General features: G+C 55.9%; 16 protein-coding genes and 1 pseudogene. 12 read left to right on the top strand and 5 right to left on the bottom strand.

Translation table 11 applies throughout. From position 1 onward, the window contains the following. Position 1: 1 nt before the first annotated feature. From KDX39_RS14085 to KDX39_RS14060, 6 genes are read left to right on the top strand one after another with little or no spacing between them, the layout of a single operon-like run. Entirely contained in the window at positions 2 to 1,033 is a 1,032-nt protein-coding gene (locus tag KDX39_RS14085; protein ID WP_231660776.1) for an ABC transporter ATP-binding protein, read from the top strand. Next, positions 1,030 to 1,659: an ABC transporter permease gene (locus KDX39_RS14080; RefSeq protein ID WP_231660775.1), complete on the top strand. Its 630-nt coding sequence runs from the start codon at positions 1,030 to 1,032 to the stop codon at positions 1,657 to 1,659. Before KDX39_RS14085 ends, KDX39_RS14080 begins: the two co-directional genes overlap by 4 nt. Next, positions 1,659 to 2,342 (top strand): ABC transporter permease, encoded by a 684-nt coding sequence (locus tag KDX39_RS14075; protein ID WP_223013236.1) that lies wholly within the window; start codon positions 1,659 to 1,661, stop codon positions 2,340 to 2,342. Before KDX39_RS14080 ends, KDX39_RS14075 begins: the two co-directional genes overlap by 1 nt. A 49-nt stretch (positions 2,343 to 2,391) precedes the next feature. Further along, on the top strand, positions 2,392 to 3,297 hold the full coding sequence (locus KDX39_RS14070) for an ABC transporter substrate-binding protein (protein ID WP_231660774.1): 906 nt from the start codon (positions 2,392 to 2,394) through the stop codon (positions 3,295 to 3,297). A gap of 36 nt (positions 3,298 to 3,333) precedes the next feature. Then, positions 3,334 to 4,662, top strand: a complete 1,329-nt coding sequence (locus tag KDX39_RS14065; RefSeq protein WP_231660773.1) for an LLM class flavin-dependent oxidoreductase — start codon at positions 3,334 to 3,336, stop codon at positions 4,660 to 4,662. 34 nt (positions 4,663 to 4,696) lie between these two features. Next, positions 4,697 to 5,479 carry a phosphate/phosphite/phosphonate ABC transporter substrate-binding protein gene (locus KDX39_RS14060; RefSeq protein WP_231660772.1) on the top strand — a complete coding sequence of 261 codons (783 nt, stop codon included), beginning with the start codon at positions 4,697 to 4,699 and terminating at the stop codon, positions 5,477 to 5,479. A 354-nt stretch (positions 5,480 to 5,833) separates the two neighbouring features. On the opposite strand, the gene nhaA (KDX39_RS14055) is transcribed toward KDX39_RS14060, so the two are convergent. Continuing rightward, a complete protein-coding gene (gene nhaA / locus KDX39_RS14055; RefSeq protein WP_231660771.1) occupies positions 5,834 to 7,084 on the bottom strand; it encodes a Na+/H+ antiporter NhaA in 1,251 nt (416 codons plus the stop codon). A 290-nt stretch (positions 7,085 to 7,374) separates the two neighbouring features. Between nhaA (KDX39_RS14055) and KDX39_RS14050 the strand changes: the two genes are divergently transcribed. Together KDX39_RS14050 and KDX39_RS14045 are read left to right on the top strand one after the other, a co-directional pair. Further along, positions 7,375 to 9,252: a DUF294 nucleotidyltransferase-like domain-containing protein gene (locus KDX39_RS14050; protein ID WP_231660770.1), complete on the top strand. Its 1,878-nt coding sequence runs from the start codon at positions 7,375 to 7,377 to the stop codon at positions 9,250 to 9,252. Continuing rightward, positions 9,252 to 9,974 carry a 3'-5' exonuclease gene (locus KDX39_RS14045; RefSeq protein ID WP_442964544.1) on the top strand — a complete coding sequence of 241 codons (723 nt, stop codon included), beginning with the start codon at positions 9,252 to 9,254 and terminating at the stop codon, positions 9,972 to 9,974. Before KDX39_RS14050 ends, KDX39_RS14045 begins: the two co-directional genes overlap by 1 nt. 326 nt (positions 9,975 to 10,300) lie before the next feature. On the opposite strand, the gene KDX39_RS14040 is transcribed toward KDX39_RS14045, so the two are convergent. After that, positions 10,301 to 11,971: a BCCT family transporter gene (locus KDX39_RS14040; RefSeq protein WP_231660769.1), complete on the bottom strand. Its 1,671-nt coding sequence runs from the start codon at positions 11,969 to 11,971 to the stop codon at positions 10,301 to 10,303. 292 nt (positions 11,972 to 12,263) lie between these two features. Further along, a pseudogene (locus KDX39_RS26605) lies at positions 12,264 to 12,334 on the bottom strand (hypothetical protein); the annotation flags it as partial. Between the two features lie 161 nt (positions 12,335 to 12,495). Between KDX39_RS26605 and KDX39_RS14030 the strand changes: the two are divergent. Further along, entirely contained in the window at positions 12,496 to 13,818 is a 1,323-nt protein-coding gene (locus KDX39_RS14030; RefSeq protein ID WP_231660768.1) for a chloride channel protein, read from the top strand. A 1-nt stretch (position 13,819) separates the two neighbouring features. Here KDX39_RS14030 and KDX39_RS14025 read toward each other — a convergent pair whose 3' ends face one another. Next, on the bottom strand, positions 13,820 to 14,056 hold the full coding sequence (locus KDX39_RS14025; protein ID WP_331462081.1) for a hypothetical protein: 237 nt from the start codon (positions 14,054 to 14,056) through the stop codon (positions 13,820 to 13,822). A 350-nt stretch (positions 14,057 to 14,406) separates the two neighbouring features. On the opposite strand from KDX39_RS14025, the gene nhaA (KDX39_RS14020) reads away from it, so the two are divergent. Then, positions 14,407 to 15,756 carry a Na+/H+ antiporter NhaA gene (nhaA, locus tag KDX39_RS14020; RefSeq protein ID WP_231660767.1) on the top strand — a complete coding sequence of 450 codons (1,350 nt, stop codon included), beginning with the start codon at positions 14,407 to 14,409 and terminating at the stop codon, positions 15,754 to 15,756. Positions 15,757 to 16,009: 253 nt separating this feature from the next. On the opposite strand, the gene KDX39_RS14015 is transcribed toward nhaA (KDX39_RS14020), so the two are convergent. Next, entirely contained in the window at positions 16,010 to 16,924 is a 915-nt protein-coding gene (locus tag KDX39_RS14015; RefSeq protein ID WP_004879583.1) for a LysR substrate-binding domain-containing protein, read from the bottom strand. A gap of 318 nt (positions 16,925 to 17,242) precedes the next feature. On the opposite strand from KDX39_RS14015, the gene KDX39_RS14010 reads away from it, so the two are divergent. Together KDX39_RS14010 and KDX39_RS14005 are read left to right on the top strand one after the other, a co-directional pair. Beyond that, positions 17,243 to 18,265, top strand: a complete 1,023-nt coding sequence (locus tag KDX39_RS14010; protein ID WP_099227728.1) for a zinc-dependent alcohol dehydrogenase family protein — start codon at positions 17,243 to 17,245, stop codon at positions 18,263 to 18,265. A 693-nt stretch (positions 18,266 to 18,958) separates the two neighbouring features. Then, positions 18,959 to 20,461, top strand: a complete 1,503-nt coding sequence (locus KDX39_RS14005; protein ID WP_231660766.1) for a hypothetical protein — start codon at positions 18,959 to 18,961, stop codon at positions 20,459 to 20,461. Positions 20,462 to 20,537 lie beyond the last annotated feature (76 nt).

Raw genomic sequence — 20,537 nt, 5'->3', positions numbered from 1 at the left:
AATGATACGTTTTGAAGCAATCAAGAAAACTTATAAAGGCATCCCGCGAATGGCCGTGAGCGACTTAACGCTTCACGTCCGGGAGGGTGAGATCTGTGTATTTGTGGGGCCAAGTGGGTGCGGCAAAACCACCATTTTGCGCATGATCAACAGGCTGGATACCCAGGACAGTGGCCGTATCTGTGTCAACGGCGTGGCGACCGATGAACTTGACGTCGTTACGCTACGCCGTGGTATTGGTTTCATGATGCAGAGCGCCGCCTTATTTCCCCACCAGACGGTTGCCGAAAATATTGGCGCAGTTCCGCGTCTGTTGGGCTGGGGCAAACATAAAATTCGCCAGCGCGTGAGCGAGCTCATCTCCCTGGTTGGGCTTCAGCCGGAATTTCTGGACCGCTACCCTGATCAGCTGTCGGGCGGGCAGCAAAGTCGTGTTGCTCTGGCAAGGGCATTGGCCTCGGACCCACCGGTTGTATTGATGGACGAACCCTTCGCCGCGCTTGATCCGGTGATACGCGAACGACTGCAGGATGAACTGATTGCGCTTCAGAGACGTTTGCATAAAACCATTATCCTGGTGACCCATGATATGGAGGAGGCCATCAAGATTGGTGATCGAATTGCCATCTTCGAGGGCGAAGGAAAGCTTGTTCAGTTCGATACCCCTCACAACATCCTTGCCCATCCTGCCAGCGAGTTTGTGAAGAACTTTATCGGCAAAGATCCGCTGTTAAAAAGACTTTCGCTGATGAAGGTTGCTGATCTTCCGGTGGATGAGGTCAGTTGTGAATTCAAACTTCTCCTGGATGATAAGTCCAACCCGTTGAAGTGGGTCAGTGAATCGGACGTGGCTGTTCCGGAGCTGACCACGGTGTCGAGTAACGACTCATTGCATCACGCCCTGGTTAAAATTCTAACGGCACCGATCGGTGTGGTTGTTCGCGTGGACGCCGCCGGCGGTTATGAAGGTTGCCTGTCGATTGCCAGCCTTCACAGCGCACTCAATGAGCGCCGCTTCGGAAGTGCGCAATGATTGACTGGTCCTGGATCGTTGAAAACTGGCAGCAGATCGGCCAGCTGTTAATTGATCATATTCAACTGGTGACTTTGGGCCTGTGTACAGGGATGCTGTTAGCGGGTGCAATGGTGCTCTTGACGTTGTGGCAGCCAGGACTGGCACGGCCGATGATTTATGGCTGCGGCATACTCTTTACCATTCCGTCGCTGGCACTGTTTATTTTGATAATGCCTTTTACCGGTTTATCCAAGACCACGGCGGTCATTGGTTTGAGCCTGTATTCCTTGCTTATCGTGTTACAGAACACCTTGGCGGGGCTTGCGAGTAACCCTGCGGACGTATTGGAGGAAGCCCGTGCGCTCGGGTATACGCGCATGCAGAGATTCCTCGGGGTTGAACTTCCACTGGCGCTGCCTGCGTTATTGGCAGGCTTACGAACAACCTCGGTTACTTTGGTGGGACTGGTGACTGTTACTGCCTTGATTGGACAAGGAGGACTGGGCCAGCTGTTCATTACCGGTCTGGCTCAAAGTTTCACTACACCTGTGGCGGTCAGCCTGGTCCTGACCGTGATGTTGGCGTTATGTTTTGATTTTCTGTTTTATTCAATCAATAAATGGCTGGTGCCTTGGGTGCGCTGATGAACATGATCGCAAGTGTCTACCTTTGGTTTTCTCTTCCTGATAATTGGTTGGGTGAAAACGGCATCCTGACTCGGCTGGCAGAGCATATTTATTATGTGTCCTTGAGCCTGGTTATTGCTTGCGCAATAGCGTTGCCGCTTGGCGTACTGTTGGCTAACTATCGCAAAGGCGCGCAGGTGGCGATAGGGCTGTTCAATATTGGGCGAGCATTACCGTCCCTGGGTATTGTGATACTTGCAATCATGCTCATTGGCTATGAAACCAGCACGGTGATTATCGCGTTGGTGACCATGAGCATCCCGCCGATATTAACCAATACCTATGTTGGCATCGATCAGGTGGATTCATCTCTGAAGCAGGCTGCCAGATCGATGGGCATGCGCAGAGGGCAGATGTTTTTTCAGCTCGAGTTGCCGCTGGCTTTTCCGCTGATCTTTTCAGGGTTCCGATCAGCCCTGGTGCAACTTATCGCCACGGCCACCATCGCCGCGTATGCCGGCTTTGGTGGGCTGGGCAGGTTTCTTATTGATGGACTGGGCCGAAATGATACGCCGCAAATTATTGGCGGCGCACTGATGGTGTCGGCACTGGCGATTGTCAGTGAATGGGTTTGTTCAATGATAGAAAGATTCATGGTTAGAAAATGGCGGGCGGGAAAAATCGAACTAAGCGCTACATGACCTGAGGCATTTGAAAGTGTGTATTAACTCTGCAGAGGTGCAAACCCACATGAAAAACAAACAACGTTCGAAGGCTCGCTCAGCGCACTCGGTTTCATTGCTGCTGGGGTTAGGCTTGCTGGTGGGCAGCGCGTTTGCCAGCGCTCAGTCCATCACCATTGGAGGGGCCAATTTTTCCGAGCAGACGATTCTCGCCAACATCTATGCGTCAGCCTTGAAAAATCAAGGGATAGACGTCAAGACCCGACTCAATCTCGGCAACCGCCAGATCATCGCCCAGGCCCTGGAAAACGGCGATATAGACGTCGTACCCGAATACCTGGGGTCACTGTTGAGTTTCTATGACGACAAGACCGCCCTGACCAGCCAAAAGGAGATCCTCGGCGCTTTGCAACAGAAGTTGCCGGCGGACCTCCAACTGCTTGAGCCTTCGTCCGCAGGCTCCATTACCGCCTGGGCTGTCACCAAAAAGACCGCAGAAAAGTACAACCTGCGCACCTTGTCCGACCTGGCGCCCGTCTCGGGTGATTTCACCCTGGGTGGGCCTCCCGAGGTCGCCACAGCTGCGTTAGGCCTGCCCGGGTTGAAGGCGGTCTACGGCATCAACTTCAAGAGCATCAAGTCGCTGGACATGGGCGGGCCGTTGTCGCGGCTGGCGTTGAACTCCGGCGCTATCGACGTGGCCACGGTGGTCTCCACGCAAGGCATTCTGGCGAAAGAGCCTTGGGTTGTCCTTGAGGACGACAAGCATCAACAGCCTCTGCAAAACATCACGCCACTGGGTCGCAAGGCGTTGCTGACCCCCGACGTCACCCAAGTGCTCAACGAGGTCTCTGCAAAACTGACCGATGACGACCTCAAGCAACTCAATCGGCTGGTTGACATCGATCACAAGGACCCCGCGAAAGTCGCGGCGCAGTGGGTCGCCGAACATACCGTCAAGACGGCCCAGTGAAAATCAATGCGACGTGGGTAAGGTCGCGGAGGCGTTATGTCGAATAAAAGTATGATTTTGAATTTGTTCTTTTTTAACCCCCAGGGCGATCATCGTTTTTCCTGGCGCCACCCGCTGGCACCGACCCAAGAGATATTGACGCTGGGTTACTACGTAAAACTCGTGCAGGCGGCGGAGGCGGCGAAGTTTGATGCGGTTTTTGTTGCGGATCACGTCGCAGTCTGGGACTCCGTGGCGAGCGGGTTGAGGCACTATGCCAACGCCCGCTTGGAGCCGATAACGCTATTGTCCGCACTGGCCTCGGTTACCGAGCACATCGGGCTGATGGGCACGGCTTCGACTTCCTATAACGAGCCCTTCAATCTCGCGCGTTATTTTGCTTCGCTGGACTACCTCAGCGCGGGGCGAGCCAGCTGGAATATCGTGACGTCCTGGCTGGAAGAGGAGGCCTCGAATTTCGGGTTGTCAGGCTTAACGAAACACGGCGATCGTTATCTGCGGGCCGAGGAATTCATCCACGTTGTCAAACAGCTCTGGGACTCCTGGGAAGAAGGTGCGCTAAAGTTTGACAAGGGTACCGGCGACTTTGCCGACCCATCGAAAATCCGCCCGATCAACCACAAAGGTGCTCATTTTAACGTACGTGGGCCGCTTAACGTCCCGCGTCCACCCCAAGGCCATCCGGTCCTTGCCCAGGCGGGGTCTTCTGACGCAGGCAAAAACCTGGCCGCCGCCCATGCGGACGTGCACTTTTGTTTTATCAACTCGGTCGAAGAAGGACTGGCTTACAGGGCCGATTTGAACCGTCGGCTCGAGTTGAAGGGTAGGCATTCCAGTGATCTGAAAGTCATCACCGGCGTGCTCCCGGTGGTAATCGGGGATGAGACTGAGGAGGAACGACGTCGGCACCTGGAGGACAGCCTTATTATCGATGCTGTGGCGATTGACCTGGTCTCCAGCTACACCCGCCTGGACTTGACAGGTCTATCGCCGGACGGACCATTGCCAGCGTTGCCGGATGAGTCCGAGTTTGATGGCATTCGAACGGAGCTGGCGTTGCTCAAGCAGTACGACACCTCCCTGTCCATCCGCGAGATAGGGCGCCGGTTGGTCAAGAGTTCAAGTACCTGGCTGCTGATCGGAACGGCAGAGCATATTGCCGATAAGCTTTCAGCGTTATACGAGTCGAATGCCGTCGATGGCTACAACCTCATGTTTCCGTTTTTGCCCACTGACTTCGAAGCATTCACCCGAGGCGTGGTGCCCTTGCTGCAAGCCAAAGGGGTGTTCCGTAAGGAATATGAACCCGGGTCACTGAGGGATCGCTTGGGCCTCGAGACACCTGCCAACCGTTTCCCGCTGTGATCAGCGGCAATCGCACCCTTTGAATGGATTTCATATGACCAGCGATCTTTCAATGTACCTCGCTCCCGCCAGGGTTTTACAGGCACAGCAAGCCTGGCTTGAGCGCATCCTGGAGATTCTCGGTGAGCGCCGAGGGCATAAACAGATCGTTGATCTCGCGGCGCACTGGCTTTCCCCGAATCTGTTGTTATCCCAGACCTGTGGCTATCCATTCGTCACATCATTGCGGGGAAAGGTGAGGCTGATAGGGCGCCCGAGCTATGAGCTTGCGCATAGCTCGGGTGGGGACCATTGCAGTGTACTGCTCTGCAGGGGGGACTCGGCCGTTACAGACCTGGCGGGTTTCCAGGGCAGCCATGGCCTGATCAACACCCGGGATTCCAACTCAGGAATGAATTTATTGCGCCACACGCTGGCCGGGATCAGCGACCGTGGATTTTTCTCGAAACTCACCTTCACCGGATCCCACCGGGAGAGCATGCGGCGGCTGAAAGCAGGCGAGGGCGATTTGGCGTCCATCGACAGCGTCACCTACGACTATCTTGCAAGAGATAACAGTGCCGAGATCGAAGGCCTCAGGATCCTCGTGCGGAGTGCGCGCAGTCCGTGCCTGCCTTACATAACCTCGATTGGTCAAACGGCTGCGGACGCCGATTCAATCAGAAACGCAATGAACGAAGCCTTGGGCCAGCTTCCTGAGGTTTCCCGTGACCTCGCGATCAAGGAAGTCCTGCCGGCCATTGAAGCTGACTATGAGTGTCTTCTGGACTATGAGCGCAGTGCGGCCAGTCGCGGCTTTTCGTTTGGGCCGTCCTGACGTGCCAACCGTCCCTGGATGCGCACCTCAAGCAAGCTAGAGCCATAAACGGGTGCTGACACTAAACGGTAGTTGCGATTATTTGGGGAGAGTGGTGCACCTGGTCACCGAGACGCGGCTCTTATCGGAAATGTCACGGCCTTTGGGGCGTGCTATACGCCGGTTGCGATAGCTGGAGGGTACCCTGCATTCGCAGGTGGTTTGTGGTACGCCGTCGCGCTTGAAATGTGACCTGTGACCAAGGTACTGGCGACGGGGCAGTTACCCCGCCGCTTTCAGGGTAGTCACGAAGACTTGCCCCTGCATCTGGATGACTTTAATTGTCTGAACTGTCGGTCACTATAGGCCGCTGACTTAATCCAGCGGATTGGGTACGTGGCTGCCTGGCCGGTTGATATCAGGCTCCAACAGGAGCGGCCTGGCGCTGAGAAGAACGGCAACCCCTAGAACAGCGGAAAGCACAGAACCCAGTAACACACCGACTTTTACCTCATCCACCAAAAGTGGATTTCCGGCAAAGGCCAGCGCCCCGATAAACAGGCTCATCGTGAAGCCAATGCCGCATAGCAGTGCCATGCCGTATAGCTGGAGCCAACCACATCCTTCCGGCAGTCTTGCCAGACCTGAACGAATGGCCAGCGCGGAGAGACCGAACACGCCCACTTGCTTACCCAGCAAGAGCCCCAAAGCTACGCCCAGCGGCACTGGATCAACCAGATTACCGGGTGAAATACCTGCAAGCGACACTCCGGCGTTGGCAAAACCAAAGACGGGCACGACGGCGAAAGCCACCCACGGATGCAGTTTTTCCTCCAGATAGATAAGTGGAGACTTGCGCTCGTTGTTCGGATCACCCAGCGGAATGCAAAGTGCGAGAATGACTCCCGCCAACGTTGCGTGAATGCCGGACTGGAGCATGAAGAACCACAGTAAACCGCCCGCCACCAAGTAAGGCCAAATCCTCTTCACTCCGCAACGGTTGAGCACGAACAGAAAAACGATCACGGCCAGCGAAGCCAGAAGCATACTGATGGATAAACCGCTGGTGTAGAACAGTGCGATGATAACCACTGCCCCAAGGTCATCGAGAATCGCCAGGGCAGACAGGAAAATTTTCAAAGAGACAGGAACACGCTTGCCCAGCAGGGACAGAACGCCCAGCGCAAAAGCAATGTCCGTTGCCGCAGGAATTGCCCAACCACCCAGGGTTTCAGGATTTCCCCAGTTGATGGCAATGTAGATCAATGCCGGTATGAGCATCCCTCCCAGTGCGGCAAAGCCCGGAAGTGCGCGCTGGTTCCAGCTGGATAACTGACCCACGAGCATTTCACGCTTGATTTCGAGGCCGACCAGCATGAAGAAAATAGCCATCAACCCATCGTTGACCCAATGTTCGATCGAAAGACCAAAGAGTTTGATATGCAGGGTTGAAAAGTAAGCTTCAGACCATGAGGAGTTCGCGACGACGAGCGCGGCAAACGCAGCCGCCATCAAAATCAGGCCGCCAGCGGATTCGGCAGCGAAAAAACGGGTGAGAAAAGCCAGCGCAGCAGGTGTTGTACTATGGCTATGGTCTTTTTCAAGACGCGAGGGATCCAGGTTCATAGGCGTGATAACCCCGCGCGGCGGCCCGACCTGCGCTAAGTTAAACCTGCCTTGCCGCGGTTTGCGGTGACACCCGGTGACGCATGTTACACAAATGTCCATGACAAGACGACCCGTTGCACGCTACCCGGAAAAACAGTAATGAAGCCGCTTTTCCACGCGTGCCTCTTCACACGGGCATGGGTTGGTTGAACATCTCTCTGACATGTGATCTGGTGGCGCATGACTGCAGCACTGATCCTGCCTGGGTACTTTGCCGGGCCCACCTTGTTCATCGACCTTGAGGTTCCATGCAAATCGAGTTACTGGAGATTCGCGACCATCTTCAACGCTTCGCACCTTTCGATACGTTGCCGCAGGCATCGCTGGATGCTATCGCACAGCGCGTTGAAGTCGGCTATTTCAAGGCCGGCAGCGATATTCTTGAGGCGGGAGCGATCATCCAGGACCTGCACTACGTGCGCAGCGGGGCAGTAGAGGTTTATCGCCGAAATGGTGAGCTCTACAACCGACTCGTTGAAGGAGACATCTTCGGCCAGGCAGGTTTGCTGCGAAGCAACAAAGTTCGCTTTCCTGCCCGCGCCCTGGAAGACAGCCTGATCTACTTTATTCCCGCAGAGGTGTTCGCCCAGTTATGTGCGCAGCACGATGCCTTTGCCGATTTCGTTGAGGCGGAAGGCCACTCCAGACTCAAGTCCGCCGTCGATGCCCAAGGCCGTGCAAGCGAATTGATCCAGCTCAAATGTCGCGCTTTGATTTCTCGTGCTCTGGTTTGGGTCGCATCCGATACCTCGGTGCATGACGCCGCCAAAGTCATGACCGAACAAAGTGTTTCTTGTGTGGTAGTGATGGCTGTGGTTGAAGGCGAAGCAGCCAAGATGGTCGGTATCGTCACTGATCGGGATCTGCGTACGCGTGTAGTTGCCTTGGGGCGAAGCGGGGTATCGACATCTATCAGTGAGGTCATGTCCAGCGATCCCGTAGCAATACAGGCAGACGACTCGGTGTTCGAGGCGATGCTGGTCATGCTGAGGCGTAATATTCATCACCTGCCAGTCGTCCACAAGGGCCATACCTTAGGACTGATTAATCTGTCGGATATCATCCGTTACGAGTCCCAGAGTAGCTTGTACCTGGTCAACCGAATATCCAATCAAACGTCTGTCGCGGGACTGCGCTCATTGCTGCGTGATCTTCGCGCCACCTACATTCGGATGGTGCGGGACGGCGCGACTGCGCACATGATCGGTAGCGCTATTTCAGGTATTGGCCGGGCCTTTACCCAGCGTCTGATTGAGTTGGCGGAGAAAGAACTGGGCCCGCCGCCAGTACCTTACTGCTTCATGGTGCTGGGCTCGATGGCTCGAGATGAGCAATTGTTGGTGACCGACCAGGATAACGCTCTAGTGTTGGATGATCGGTTCGACCCTGTTCTGCATGACGGTTATTTTCACAGTCTTGCCACATTCGTCAGTGATGGCCTCGCAGCGTGCGGCTATAGCTATTGCAAGGGTGGGGTGATGGCCACCAATGATCAGTGGCGGCAGCCATTACGGATCTGGCGAGCCTACTTTGAGCGATGGATTGAAAAACCAAACGCCGGGACGTTACTTAACAGCAGTATTTTTTTCGACCTCGATGGTGTTTATGGGCAGCTTGATCTCGTTCACGCGCTCAAGACGTTGTGTGCTGAAAAATCCAGCACCCATCCCGGGTTTCTTAACGCAATGGCCCGGATTGCGCTGAATCGTACACCGCCGTTGGGGTTCTTCCGTACTTTTGTAGTGGAAACAGATGGCCAGCAGAAAAGAATTATCAATTTGAAGGGCAGGGGAACAGCGCCCCTGACCGACCTCATCCGTATCCACGCTCTGGCATGCGGCACTACGGCGCAGAACTCGTTTGATCGCCTTGATGCAATCAGCACGACCCAGCGTTTACAGCCCGATGCAGTGGAGCATCTACGTTACGCATTAGAATTTTTGTCCATGGTCCGAATCCGGCATCAGGCAGACGCCCTTGAGCAGGGGGCGACGCCGGATAACTATATTGAGCCTGAGCGATTTTCCACCAGTGAAAGGCACAACCTAAAAGAGGCATTTCAGGTGTTGAGCAATGCGCAGAATTTTCTGCGATTTCGCTATCCGGGCAAAGGGCGTCAGTCGTAATGATGAGTAGCCACTCCGCAAGCAACGCTGAAACCGTGGATTGGGCCGACAGATTTCAGACGTTGGCTCATAACGCGATCAATCCTTGCGTGCGAAGGTTCTATGAAGCTGGCGCCGTTGACGCAAAGACACCCATAGAGCAGGTGCAACTGCTGGCGATGGATGTGGAGACCACTGGCCTCAACGCGCAGGCTCATAGCATTGTCAGCATCGGCCTGATGCCGTTCAGCTTGCAACGTGTACATTGCGGTCAGGCATTTTATCGGGTGATCAAGCCTCCCTCAGAGCTGAGTAGTCAATCGATTACCTTCCACCACATCACGCATACCGATATTTTGCAGGCTCCTCCGCTGACGGAGGTTGTGGATGCCCTGTTGGGGGCGATGGCAGGGAGGGTGATGGTTGTGCATTACCGTAATATCGAGCGAGGCTTTCTTGATCAGGCGTTTCGCCGTTATCTGGGAGAAGGGCTGCAGTTTCCGGTCATTGACACCATGCAGTTGGAAGCACGAATGCATAGACAGAAACCTGGATGGCTCGACCGGCTTCTGCGTCGTCCTCAGCCCTCGATCAGGCTGGCGGACAGCCGCGTGCGCTATAACCTGCCAAACTACCATGCGCATCACGCGCTGACCGATGCCCTTGCTACTGCCGAGTTGCTGCAGGCGCAGATAGCTAACCATTACTCCCCATCCACTCCCATCGGAACGCTGTGGGATTGATCTACTGCTCCGCTTGATCAAGCCTTTTTGCTGGTAGACATGGGGACTTCTATTTCGTAATGGCCGTCCAATCAATATATTCTGCACAGCCAGTGCGATTGCCACGCTGCCCACACCAAGGCTCAGGCAAGTCAAGTACTCCGATACTTGTCAATAAGAATGCGAGCAGCAGAAGTGTTCCGCTGGTCCCTGACAACACTGATGAAAAGATCGATAGTTGCTTGCAACATGCCATCCTCAATAGGTGCCCGTGAGCGCGCAACTCCTCGGCAGAGTTACGCGTCTCGCAGACAATGTCAGATGTTGTTAAGTCATCCTGTGCGGTATTACGATCGGGGCTCAGACATCAGGCCTTTGATCAATGAAATGCACCCCAGCATCAGTACGATCGCGAACGGCAGGCCGGTGGAAACTGCCATCGCCTGCAATGCCACCAGACCACCACCGAGCAACAACGCGATGGCGATCACACCTTCGATGACTGCCCAAAAAACGCGCTGTGGAACAGGTGCGTCGACTTTGCCACCGGCTGTGATGGTGTCGATCACCAGAGACCCGGAGTCAGAGGATGTAATGAAGAAAACAATGACCAGGATGATCCCCAGAAACGAGGTGATGTCCTTGAGCGGTAAATGCCCGAGCATTGCGAACAACTTGAGCTCCAGGACAGCATCCTTGACACCGACAAATCCCTGGACGGTGGCTTGGTCAATAGCCGTTCCGCCGAATGTTGTCATCCACAATACTGAAACGAGTGTAGGTACCAACAACACTGAGATCAGGAATTCCCGAACGGTCCGACCGCGACTGACACGGGCGATAAACATCCCGACAAAAGGTGACCAACTGATCCACCAGGCCCAATAGAAGGCAGTCCAGCCTTGAGTGAACTCGGTGTCAGTTCTTCCGAACGGGTTGGACAGTGCCGGAAGGTACTCTGCGTAGGTCACCAGATTCTTGAAGAACCCGCTGAAAATTGCGAGAGTCGGGCCTACGATGATAATGAACAGAAGCAGCAACAGCGCCAAACCCATGTTGATCTGGGACAGCAGCTTCACACCTTTGTCCAGGCCTGACAACACCGACCACAGTGCTATCAGTGTAATGCCAATGATCAGCACAACTTTGCTCAGGTTCGAGGACTTGATACCGAACAGGTATTCAATCCCCGCAGCGGCCTGTTCTGCACCGATCCCTAGTGATGTCGCCAATCCGAATAGCGTGGCGAAAACCGCGAGTATATCGATGATATGCCCTGGCCATCCCCAGACACGTTCTCCCAGCAATGGATAGAAGATCGAGCGTATTGAGAGTGGCAGACCTTTGTTGTAGGAAAAAAGAGCAAGGGACAGCGCAACAATCGCGTAGATCGCCCAAGGGTGCAGGCCCCAGTGGAAGATTGTTGAGGCCATTGCCAGGTCGGCGGCCCCTTTCATATCGCCTGCAGCCCCTGCCAGCGGAGCCCAGTCGGTACGCGCGCCATTAGCGTCGAGAGTGACACCACCCATTGACGCGGCGTAGTGCGACATAGGTTCGGCAACGCCGTAGAACATCAGTCCGATACCCATGCCTGCGGCAAAGAGCATTGAAAACCAGCCAATGTAAGTGTGGTCTGGCCTGGCGTCTCTTCCGCCCAAGCGAACCTTGCCTAATGGAGAAACAATCAGCACCAGGCACAGCACAACAAAGATGTTGGCCACGCTCATGAAAAACCATGCCAGGCGGCTTGTCAGCCAGTTGCGGATCGAGCTGAAAAGGGGCTCGACCTCATTCTGTAACGCTAATGTCAGAATGACGAACAGCAATATTGCCGCTGCCGAAATGATGAAGACTTTGCCATGGATATCTAGCGAAAAGGAAAAGTCACCCTTGATGTTGTCCTGGCCGATGACATAGTCGGTATCAATGAGGTTCGCGGCTCCGCTGGGAGCAGGAATGCCGTCCTCACCGACGGGCTGAGGATTGATGGGTAGATCATCCTTTGGGTTTTGACCCATGAGAGCCTCCTTGGTTAGGGCACGCATTGCGTGCATTTGTATTGATGCCCGCTGTTCCGAGGGTAGAACGAGATATTTGGTTCCCCTATCTGACAGTGTTTGCCGAAAGTTCGGCCAAATCAGTCGGATTGAATTGATTCTTAGTCGTCGAGTGTCAGGTTTCAGACTTGGCCTGCGAGGTGTCAGCACTTCCCATCGAAACACAGTTGCAAGTCACCAGCTTCCGTCGTGCGCGCAAGCTTCAGTGGCTGTTGGGGCGGCAGTTGACGGTGGTCATCCACAGATAATCGTGTTGCAGCATAAGCGCCGGGTATAGACCGCCATGAATGGAATGACAAACCCAGTCAGTGCGATGCGTACCGCCCTCCGTTACCAAAAGACAACGGGTTGACCATCTGGTCGAAGCGATACCCCGGGTGGGCCAGATCACCAGGCGAGTAGCCCTCCAATTGTGTTTGGACGTCGTCGTTTATTTGAGTAGTCTTGCTGACACATCACGTTGAACCGCAACTGGAAACCATTGAGTGATCAAACCGATAATGCTGATACGCCGCCGTTTCGCCTCAATGCGCTGGCGCACCCGTATCACGCTTTGGGTGGCCGCGACCATGGCGGGACTGCTGGTGGTTATGTTTGCTCGTCTGGCCGATATGGCTCTGGCGCAATTTGCCCAGCAGACTGCCGAGCGGCCGTGGCTACCCTTCATTTACACCCCACTGATCGGCATGATGGTTGTCTGGCTGACCACCCGCTTTTTTGTCGGAGCACAGGGCAGCGGCATCCCTCAAGTGATCGCGGCGACCCGCCTGATTCATCAGGGCAAGCGGGTGGGCAGTCTGATTTCGCTTCGCATAGCTTTCGCCAAGATAGGGCTAGGTGCCTTGGCATTGACTGGGGGCTTTTCGGCTGGGCGCGAAGGCCCCTCGGTGCAAGTCGCGGCCTCGATCATGCATTTCTTTCATCGTTTTTTGCCCAACGCACGGGTCATTCGCGCTGAGGACCTTATTCTGGCTGGCGGTGCGGCAGGTATTGCCGCCGCGTTCAACACCCCTCTGGCTGGCATCGCTTTCGCTGTGGAAGAACTGGGACGCAAGCTGGAAACCCGCACGAGCGGGGTGTTGCTCAGTACCATCATCTTGTCTGGGATGGTCGCAATTGCCTTGCAAGGTAATTACAACTACTTCGGTCACTTCAACATAGAGGGCATCAATGTCGATATCGTCGCGCCAGTGATGGCGATCGGTGTCGGCTGCGGGCTGTTGGGCGGATTGTTCAGCCAAATGCTGCTATGGCCTCAGCGACATCGTCGATTTGTAGTCTGGGAGTGGCGCGCCCGGCATCCTGTCTGGTTCGCCGGGATCTGTGGCTTGATTGTGGCGATATTGGGTTGGCTAAGCGGTGGTATGTCTTTTGGCAGTGGGTACGGTGTCACGTCCCACGTCATCGCTTCCGAAATCAGCTTGCCATGGCACGCTCCAATCACGCGCTTTCTCGCCACAGTGGTGACTTATTTCTCGGGCATTCCTGGCGGCATCTTTGCCCCGGCCCTGGCCGTGGGGGCCGCCGTAGGTGCAAACGTCGCTGATCTATTCGGCTTGGCCATGCAACCCATGATCGCCCTGTGCATGGTCGGTTTTCTGGCTGCAGTGACCCAGTCGCCCATCACGTCCGCGATCATCGTCATGGAAATGATTGACAGCCACTCAATGGTGATCAGCCTGATGGCTGTCTCCCTGATCGCCAAGGCAGTAAGTTCAAGAATGGGGCCTGAGTTGTATCAGCAGTTGGCTCGCGGCTTTATCCAGCCGTTGGCGGATGAATCAGCGCCGCGTCAAGCGAGGCAGTAGGCTAAACCGCCAGCGGTCGGGCCAGTGCGCGGAGTTGGTCTTTATCCTCTTGCAGGGTAAGCGCGCTATTCGCGCGCTTGAGTAAAAGATCCGCGTGCTTGGCACATGATTTCTGGAATAGCTCCGGATTGATTTGTGCAAGGCTGGCAAGCGCCGTCAGCAGGCGCACATCCACTTCCAGGAGCGCAGCACCGTCTCTGGCGATGGGGGCGAAGAAGTCATCGAACAGATCATCCACTGTCAGGCCGCGCAGATAAACCAGTTCACAGTCCGAGCAAGGAAAACAGGCTGGCTCTGAACCACAGTCGCTTGGTCAGTTGACTCATCAGCCAGCGCCAGCGAGCGATCATAATCAGTCCTTATAAATAATTGGGCCAGTCGTGGTCACGCTTCAATGAAAGTCAGTGACTTGCGCCACAGACTACGGCTGATTGAGTGTGCCCCAAGTCAGAAGTTTCATGGCGCACTGGGCCATGGCAATTTGCATCTCATCGGCCAGCTTCTTATGATCGCGCTGGGTGCGTTGCTGCATACGGCACTGCGCAGGTTAAATGCAAGCGTTGGTCGGGCCGCCAACGGAGCGTTATCGTGTCTGAAAAAAACTCGGCCTCTGCAGCTATTCCCCGTCCTCAGGTTTTAACCGAACGTGCGTTTTCTGCGCTGGAGCGGTTCTCTCATATTGAAGCAGTCAGCGGGATCGTCCTTTTGCTCGCGGCGTTGGCGGCGCTGATTTGGGCCAATAGTCCGGTCGCCGAATCCTATGAGCATTTCTGGCACACGCAGGTCACCTTGGGGGTGGGCGATTTCAGCGTCTCCCGCTCACTGCATTTTCTGGTGAACGATGGCCTGATGACGATCTTCTTTTTGGTGGTTGGGGCTGAAATCCGCCAAGAGATCAAGGACGGCGCACTGGCGAATATGAAACTCGCGACACTGCCTTTAGGGGCGGCGCTGGGCGGTGTCATGATGCCTGCGATCATCTATACGCTGCTCAATCATGGTAGCGAGGCGAGTGCTGGCTGGGCTGTGCCTACCGCGACTGACATTGCTTTTGCCGTCGGGGTGCTCGCCTTGCTGGGGAAATCTATCCCGAGTGGCGTGCGGATTCTGCTGTTGGCACTGGCCATTATCGATGACATCGTCGCGATTTTGATCATCGCGATCTTTTACACCGCAAGCCTGGATTATCTGGGGTTGGTAATCGCGTTGGGCGGTTTGGCACTGGTATTGGCTTTACAGCGAATGGGCATAGGCAAGGCATATGCCTATGTGGTGCCGGGTGCCATCGTCTGGTTTGGGCTGCTGAAGACTGGCGTTCATCCAACGCTGGCGGGAGTGATACTTGGGCTCATGACGCCGGTGAACTCCAAGCCCGCAACGGAGCGCCCACTGGAAACAATCGGGCGGACCTTCCATGAGTTAATGGACCGCTTTTCTCAGGCCAAAGACAATCCGCAGGCCGTCGCAGAACCACTCAAGCAATTGCGCCACGCGCAGCGCGAAGTGCTGCCACCCGTTCAGCGAATCCAGGTTGGGTTGCACCCATGGGTGGCTTTTGGCGTCATGCCCCTGTTCGCGCTGGCTAACGCCGGGGTGAGCTTTGCAGGTGCCAATTTGGATGAGGCGCTTTCTCAGAAAGTGTTTGTGGGTGTGATGCTGGCGTTGGTGCTTGGAAAACCGCTGGGCGTCATTCTGGCCAGCTTTGCTCTGGTCAAACTGAACATCTGCAAGTTGCCCGATGGTGTGACGTGGAGTGGAGTAGGGCTAGTTGGCCTGTTGGCAGGGATTGGCTTCACGATGTCTATCTTTATTGCATCGTTGGCGTTTTCCGATGCTGCATTGCTGTCGTCCGCCAAACTCAGCGTGCTGGCCGCTTCTTCGGTTGCTGCAGTCATAGGATTGATTTGGGGGAAGATAACGTTTCATAAAAGAGCTTGAAACGTTATTCCCCCAAGCCTGTGGTCCGGGCCGCCACTGAAAGCCTCAGGGCGGTCTATCGAATCGCGGAGTGTCCGGTCGAAGCTATCCTCATCAATGGGCCACTTGACCTTGGGCTGGGGGCATCCTTTTCAAACCATCCAAAGCATGCCCTCAGATATGCCCCCAATGTAGCAATCCACTGGAGGTGGATGGAACTCCATGGTTTGTTGAAAGGCAGAAATGATCAGAAAAACCGCCCGCCCGACGAAACCTAGAGACTGTCAGGATCCCCAAAAAACATCTGAATCCGCGACCGCAACCACCGCTCCCCTGGATCATTGTCCTGCGCGCCACGCCACGCCATGTGCAATTCAAAGGTACGCGTTTCAATCGGCAGTTCTTCAGCCCGCACGCCGCCCGCTGCGGTCAGCACTTGGGCGGCGTAGTCCGGGACGGTGGCGATGATGTCGGTGCCGGTCAGCAGTGTTGCCAGGCCATTGAATTGGGGGACGGCGAGGACGACGTGGCGTTTGCGGTCCAGTTGTTCGAGGTGCTCGTCGATGAATCCGCTCAGGTCGCCTGCGAAGGACACGAGGGCGTGGGGGCGGGCGCAGAAGTCGTCGAGGCTCAGTGGGCCGGGGATCGAGTCGGCGCGCAGCAGTTGCGGCTTGCTGCGGCGCAGGACCTTGCGCTTGGCGTTGGCGGGCAGGTCTTGGGTGTAGCTGACGCCGACCGAGATTTCGCCCGATGCCAGCAGTGGCGGCATCAGGATGTAATTGACCCGTCGGATGACCAGCACGATGCCCGGCGCTTCCGAACGCAGACGTTTGAGCAAGGTTGGCAGCAGGGCGAATTCGACGTCGTCGGACAGGCCGATACGAAAAACCGAGGTGCTGGTGGCCGGGTCGAACTCCGACGCGCGGCTGACGGCCGTGGAGATGGAGTCCAGCGCCGGGGAAAGCAGGCCGAAGATCTCGGTGGCGCGTGCGGTCGGCTCCATGCTGCGGCCGGTGCGTACGAACAGTGGATCGTCGAACAGCCCGCGCAGCCTTGAGAGGGCGGCGCTGATCGCCGGTTGGCCGAGGAACAGTTTCTCCGCCGCGCGTGTGACGCTTCGTTCATGCATCAGGGTTTCAAAGACGATGAGCAGATTGAGGTCGACGCGACGCAGGTCGTTGCGATTCATACGAAGGGTCTCGGGCCATTTGTCGAATGGAAGCGGGGGCAGGGTGCGATAGTACGAGCAAACGTCGATTTCACGAATCAAAAATTAACAGAAAGATCATTGACCTGCGTTAAATGCCCACATGGGTTGCAATGTTTCGTCGACATGCGAACAATGGCGGCCATCTTCGAATCGCCGCACAAGCGTTGTCTGGCAAGCTGTGCAGCCTTTCAGGGACAATCGATGACAGGCATGTCGACTATTAATAGCCACTGATAGTGTTACCGGCAATGCCCGGATAGAGTTTGTGGCATCAAGGTTTACGAGGCGAGGTTCTCAATGTCCCGCATGATCCGTTTTAACCAGTTTGGCCCGGCCGAGGTGCTCAAGATCGAAGAGCATCCCGACGCGTTGCCTGCACCCGGTGAGGTGCAAGTGCGCGTCCAGGCGATCGGTGTCAGCTGGTATGACGTTCTCTGGCGACAAAATCTGGCCTCTACCCATGCCCGGCTTCCGGCTGGTCTGGGATACGAGATGGCTGGTGTGGTGACCGCGTTGGGCGAGGGTGTCGATGACCTGAGCGTTGGCGAAAAGGTCGCCAGCTTCCCCGCAGCGGACGCCAATGAGCATCCGGTGTACGGCGAGTCGATTGTGCTGCCGCGCAAGGCGCTGGTCCGTTATCCGGATGTGCTGACGCCGGTTCAGGCCAGCGTGCACTACACACCGTATCTGGTGGCTTACTTTGCCTATGTCGATCTGGCGCGGGTCAAGGCCGGTCAGTATGTGCTGGTGACCGACGCCAGCCATTGCGCCGGACCGTCATTCGTTCAGATGGGCAAGGCGCTGGGCGTGCGTGTCATCGCCGCCACCAAGACCGAAGATGCCCGCGAGTATCTGCTGTCGCTGGGCGCCGACAAGGTGGTGGTCACCGAAGAACAGGACCTGTTGATGGCGATCAACAAGTACACCGATAACCGTGGTGTCGATGCGGTCTTCGATGGTCTGGGTGGGCCACAGATGTCGTTGATGGGGGATGTGCTGGCGCCGCGAGGCAGTCTGGTGCTCTATGGTCTGCAAGGTGGCAACCAGACGCCATTCCCGGCCTGCGCTGCGTTCCAGAAGAACATTCAGTTCTACGTTCACTGCCTGGGCAATTTTACCGGCAAGCCGGAACTGGGCATCACTCAGGACGAAGAAGCGCTGAAGCGGGCGCTGCGTGACCTCAACCAACTGACCGCTGACCGCGTGTTGGCGCCATTGCAGACGCGCAGCTTCCCGTTCGAGCAAGTGGTACAGGCGCACCGTTACATGGACACCTGCCCGATCGGTGGGAGAGCAGTGCTGGAGATCGCGTCTGACTGAGGTCTGCGCAAGGTAGAAGCCAGAAGTTGCACCGAACTGAAAGCCTTCCCAGTGGAAGGCTTTTTTGTATCCGGGTGCACATGATGTTCTTGCCGACAATGACGGACAGGAATGTAGAGAGCATGCCTTGTCTTCGACATTAAAGTAATTGCCGAATGGAAAAATAAAGTACGAGCAACGGCAATAGTCTGCGGGTCGTCAAATAATGTCGGTAAGGTGTGCTGTTCCGGATCATGGCTGAACGCATTGCGTCTGGCGTATGAATGTTGAATATTGAATGGCCGCCAGCATGATTATTTATGTTTAATCAGTCCTTCAGAACGTCTGTCTTTTAACTAATATTTCCTACGACTCATAAGTATTTGGCTGTATGTATCGCTGTCGGATTGTCGGCGAAGTGCCCGTGTTCATGGGGTGGGGCCTTCCGCGTGATCAGTTGTCGGGTTGCCGGGTCCACATGGATAAACTGCTCTGGCAATAAACACTTTGTTTAACAGCTAAACCGCTCATCGTTAACTGCACTGTTTTCCGCCCGGATCTGTGCCTTGTAATTGTTTCAGGGATACTGATAATAGTTGGGTAATTATTACTCAGGGAATGAGTCATGGTCGATTTCAGATGTGTTGGACAGCCTGATGTTGAATGCCATATGCGCAGGGTGCCTTGCCGGAATAAACAGGCAGGGGGAACACGATGAGTGTGATTCACGAACAGGCAATGAACTATGTGTACCAGCAAGTGCTGCAACGTTTGCTGGGTTATTTCTCGCGCGCCGAACGCACGGCCTTGCAACTGTTGATCCAGCGCTTGATTGTGGCTGCCGGTGGCATAGAGCGAATTTCTTCGTTCAAGGTGCTGGTCGCTTTTGGCGGTGGCAAGGACAGTGCCTACACGCTGGCGTTTGTCCGGGCTGCCCAACTGAGCATTGCCTGCCGCGCGCCAGGGACGTTCAACCTGCGTGTGGCCAACCGGCGTCATGCAGGCATGACCCCGGCGGTCATGGACAACATCGACAGAAGCTACGGCGCGCTGTTTCTTTACGATGATCCGCGGGTCGAGATGCTGGTGTTCGATAACCAGTACGTCCAGCCCTTCGAGCCGGATCTGCCGTTTTCCAGCGCGGGGCGTGAACAGAATCGCTCCGACATATTGTTGGCCGGTCACCTCTCGGCGGGCGATGCGCGCACCACGTTCTGCAACAGTTGCTACCTGGGGCTGGCCGAGTTTCTGGGGCGGGCGTCGTGCTGGGGCAAGGGCGTGGATGCGCTGGTCAGCGGCGATTCTCGAAAGGAGCAGAAACAGTACATCACCTGGATCATGCGTCTGGCGCAAGGCACGGGGCAGGGCGTCGGTCGCTGGAAGAACCAGAGCGCCAACAGCGTGCTCAGGACGCTGGATCATGTCGGCGAGGCATTTTATCAAGAGCTGTATGGCGACGAAGAGGGGCCGAACCGGGTTGCCCGCCCTGTCGGTTCTGCCTTCAGGCCGAGCGCGCCAGCGCTGATCGGCATTGCTGATCTGGTGAGTTGCAATGCCGACGAGCACTGGACTCTGCTGACGGAGTTTCTGGGCTTTCGATTCGACGACCTGGCTTTCAGTTTCAGTGAGTCCGATTGTGCCAATCCACTGTTGATGGCGCACATGCGCGGGCTTGCCACGCAGTTTCTGCAGGACCGCAGCTACGCCGACGGGATCGCCGAATACCTGACAATGGCAAGATCCCTGATGCGCGCCAAGCAGATGCCTGCGCGCCTTATCGAGCAGGCCTTGAGTGCCTATGAGGGCGATGAGCGTATCGAAGCGCGTCGTCATCTGGCTGCCAGTTTCGCTCAGGAAGGCTACGGCCTGAATGAAACGCAACTGATCTGCCTGCTGTTCTCTCCCTTTGTGCACGAAGGGCGTGGCCTGGAAGCTTTTCTGCGGCGCTGCCATCCCGGAATGCTGATTGCGCTTCCTGACCTGCACAAGGTACTGGCTGGTGCCACAGCGCCTGATCAGTTGCTTCATTGGTTGATGGACATCAGCGGTCTCACGATCGAGGGGCTGCGCAGTCTGTACACCCGGCAACGGGTGGACTTCAACGACGATGGTTCGATCATCGCCCGAATTCGCGCCGCCGACCCGGACAAGCGCCGGATACTGACGATTGATCCAGCCACCGGTGAATCCGTGGTGCAGATCCTTTCCGGGCGTTAGGCCTGCGTTGCAGCCCCGACCATGCCGGCTTCGGTATCGGTCGGGTCGCGGCTGCCTGGAATCTCTTATTGGCTGA

This window comes from Pseudomonas sp. CDFA 610 (assembly GCF_021147865.1).
GTDB lineage: Bacteria > Pseudomonadota > Gammaproteobacteria > Pseudomonadales > Pseudomonadaceae > Aquipseudomonas > Aquipseudomonas alliivorans.
Note: the sequence above shows the minus strand (reverse complement) of the source record. Positions and strands in the feature narration are given on the sequence as shown.

Excerpts from the sequence above, each read along its gene's own strand:
- KDX39_RS14085 (WP_231660776.1), top strand. The coding sequence starts at position 2 with ATGATACGTTTTGAAGCAATCAAGAAAACTTATAAAGGCATCCCGCGA.
- KDX39_RS14080 (WP_231660775.1), top strand. The coding sequence starts at position 1,030 with ATGATTGACTGGTCCTGGATCGTTGAAAACTGGCAGCAGATCGGCCAG.
- KDX39_RS14075 (WP_223013236.1), top strand. The coding sequence starts at position 1,659 with ATGAACATGATCGCAAGTGTCTACCTTTGGTTTTCTCTTCCTGATAAT.
- KDX39_RS14070 (WP_231660774.1), top strand. The coding sequence starts at position 2,392 with ATGAAAAACAAACAACGTTCGAAGGCTCGCTCAGCGCACTCGGTTTCA.
- KDX39_RS14065 (WP_231660773.1), top strand. The coding sequence starts at position 3,334 with ATGTCGAATAAAAGTATGATTTTGAATTTGTTCTTTTTTAACCCCCAG.
- KDX39_RS14060 (WP_231660772.1), top strand. The coding sequence starts at position 4,697 with ATGACCAGCGATCTTTCAATGTACCTCGCTCCCGCCAGGGTTTTACAG.
- nhaA (WP_231660771.1), bottom strand. The coding sequence starts at position 7,084 with ATGAACCTGGATCCCTCGCGTCTTGAAAAAGACCATAGCCATAGTACA.
- KDX39_RS14050 (WP_231660770.1), top strand. The coding sequence starts at position 7,375 with ATGCAAATCGAGTTACTGGAGATTCGCGACCATCTTCAACGCTTCGCA.
- KDX39_RS14045 (WP_442964544.1), top strand. The coding sequence starts at position 9,252 with ATGATGAGTAGCCACTCCGCAAGCAACGCTGAAACCGTGGATTGGGCC.
- KDX39_RS14040 (WP_231660769.1), bottom strand. The coding sequence starts at position 11,971 with ATGGGTCAAAACCCAAAGGATGATCTACCCATCAATCCTCAGCCCGTC.
- KDX39_RS14015 (WP_004879583.1), bottom strand. The coding sequence starts at position 16,924 with ATGAATCGCAACGACCTGCGTCGCGTCGACCTCAATCTGCTCATCGTC.
- KDX39_RS14010 (WP_099227728.1), top strand. The coding sequence starts at position 17,243 with ATGTCCCGCATGATCCGTTTTAACCAGTTTGGCCCGGCCGAGGTGCTC.
- KDX39_RS14005 (WP_231660766.1), top strand. The coding sequence starts at position 18,959 with ATGAGTGTGATTCACGAACAGGCAATGAACTATGTGTACCAGCAAGTG.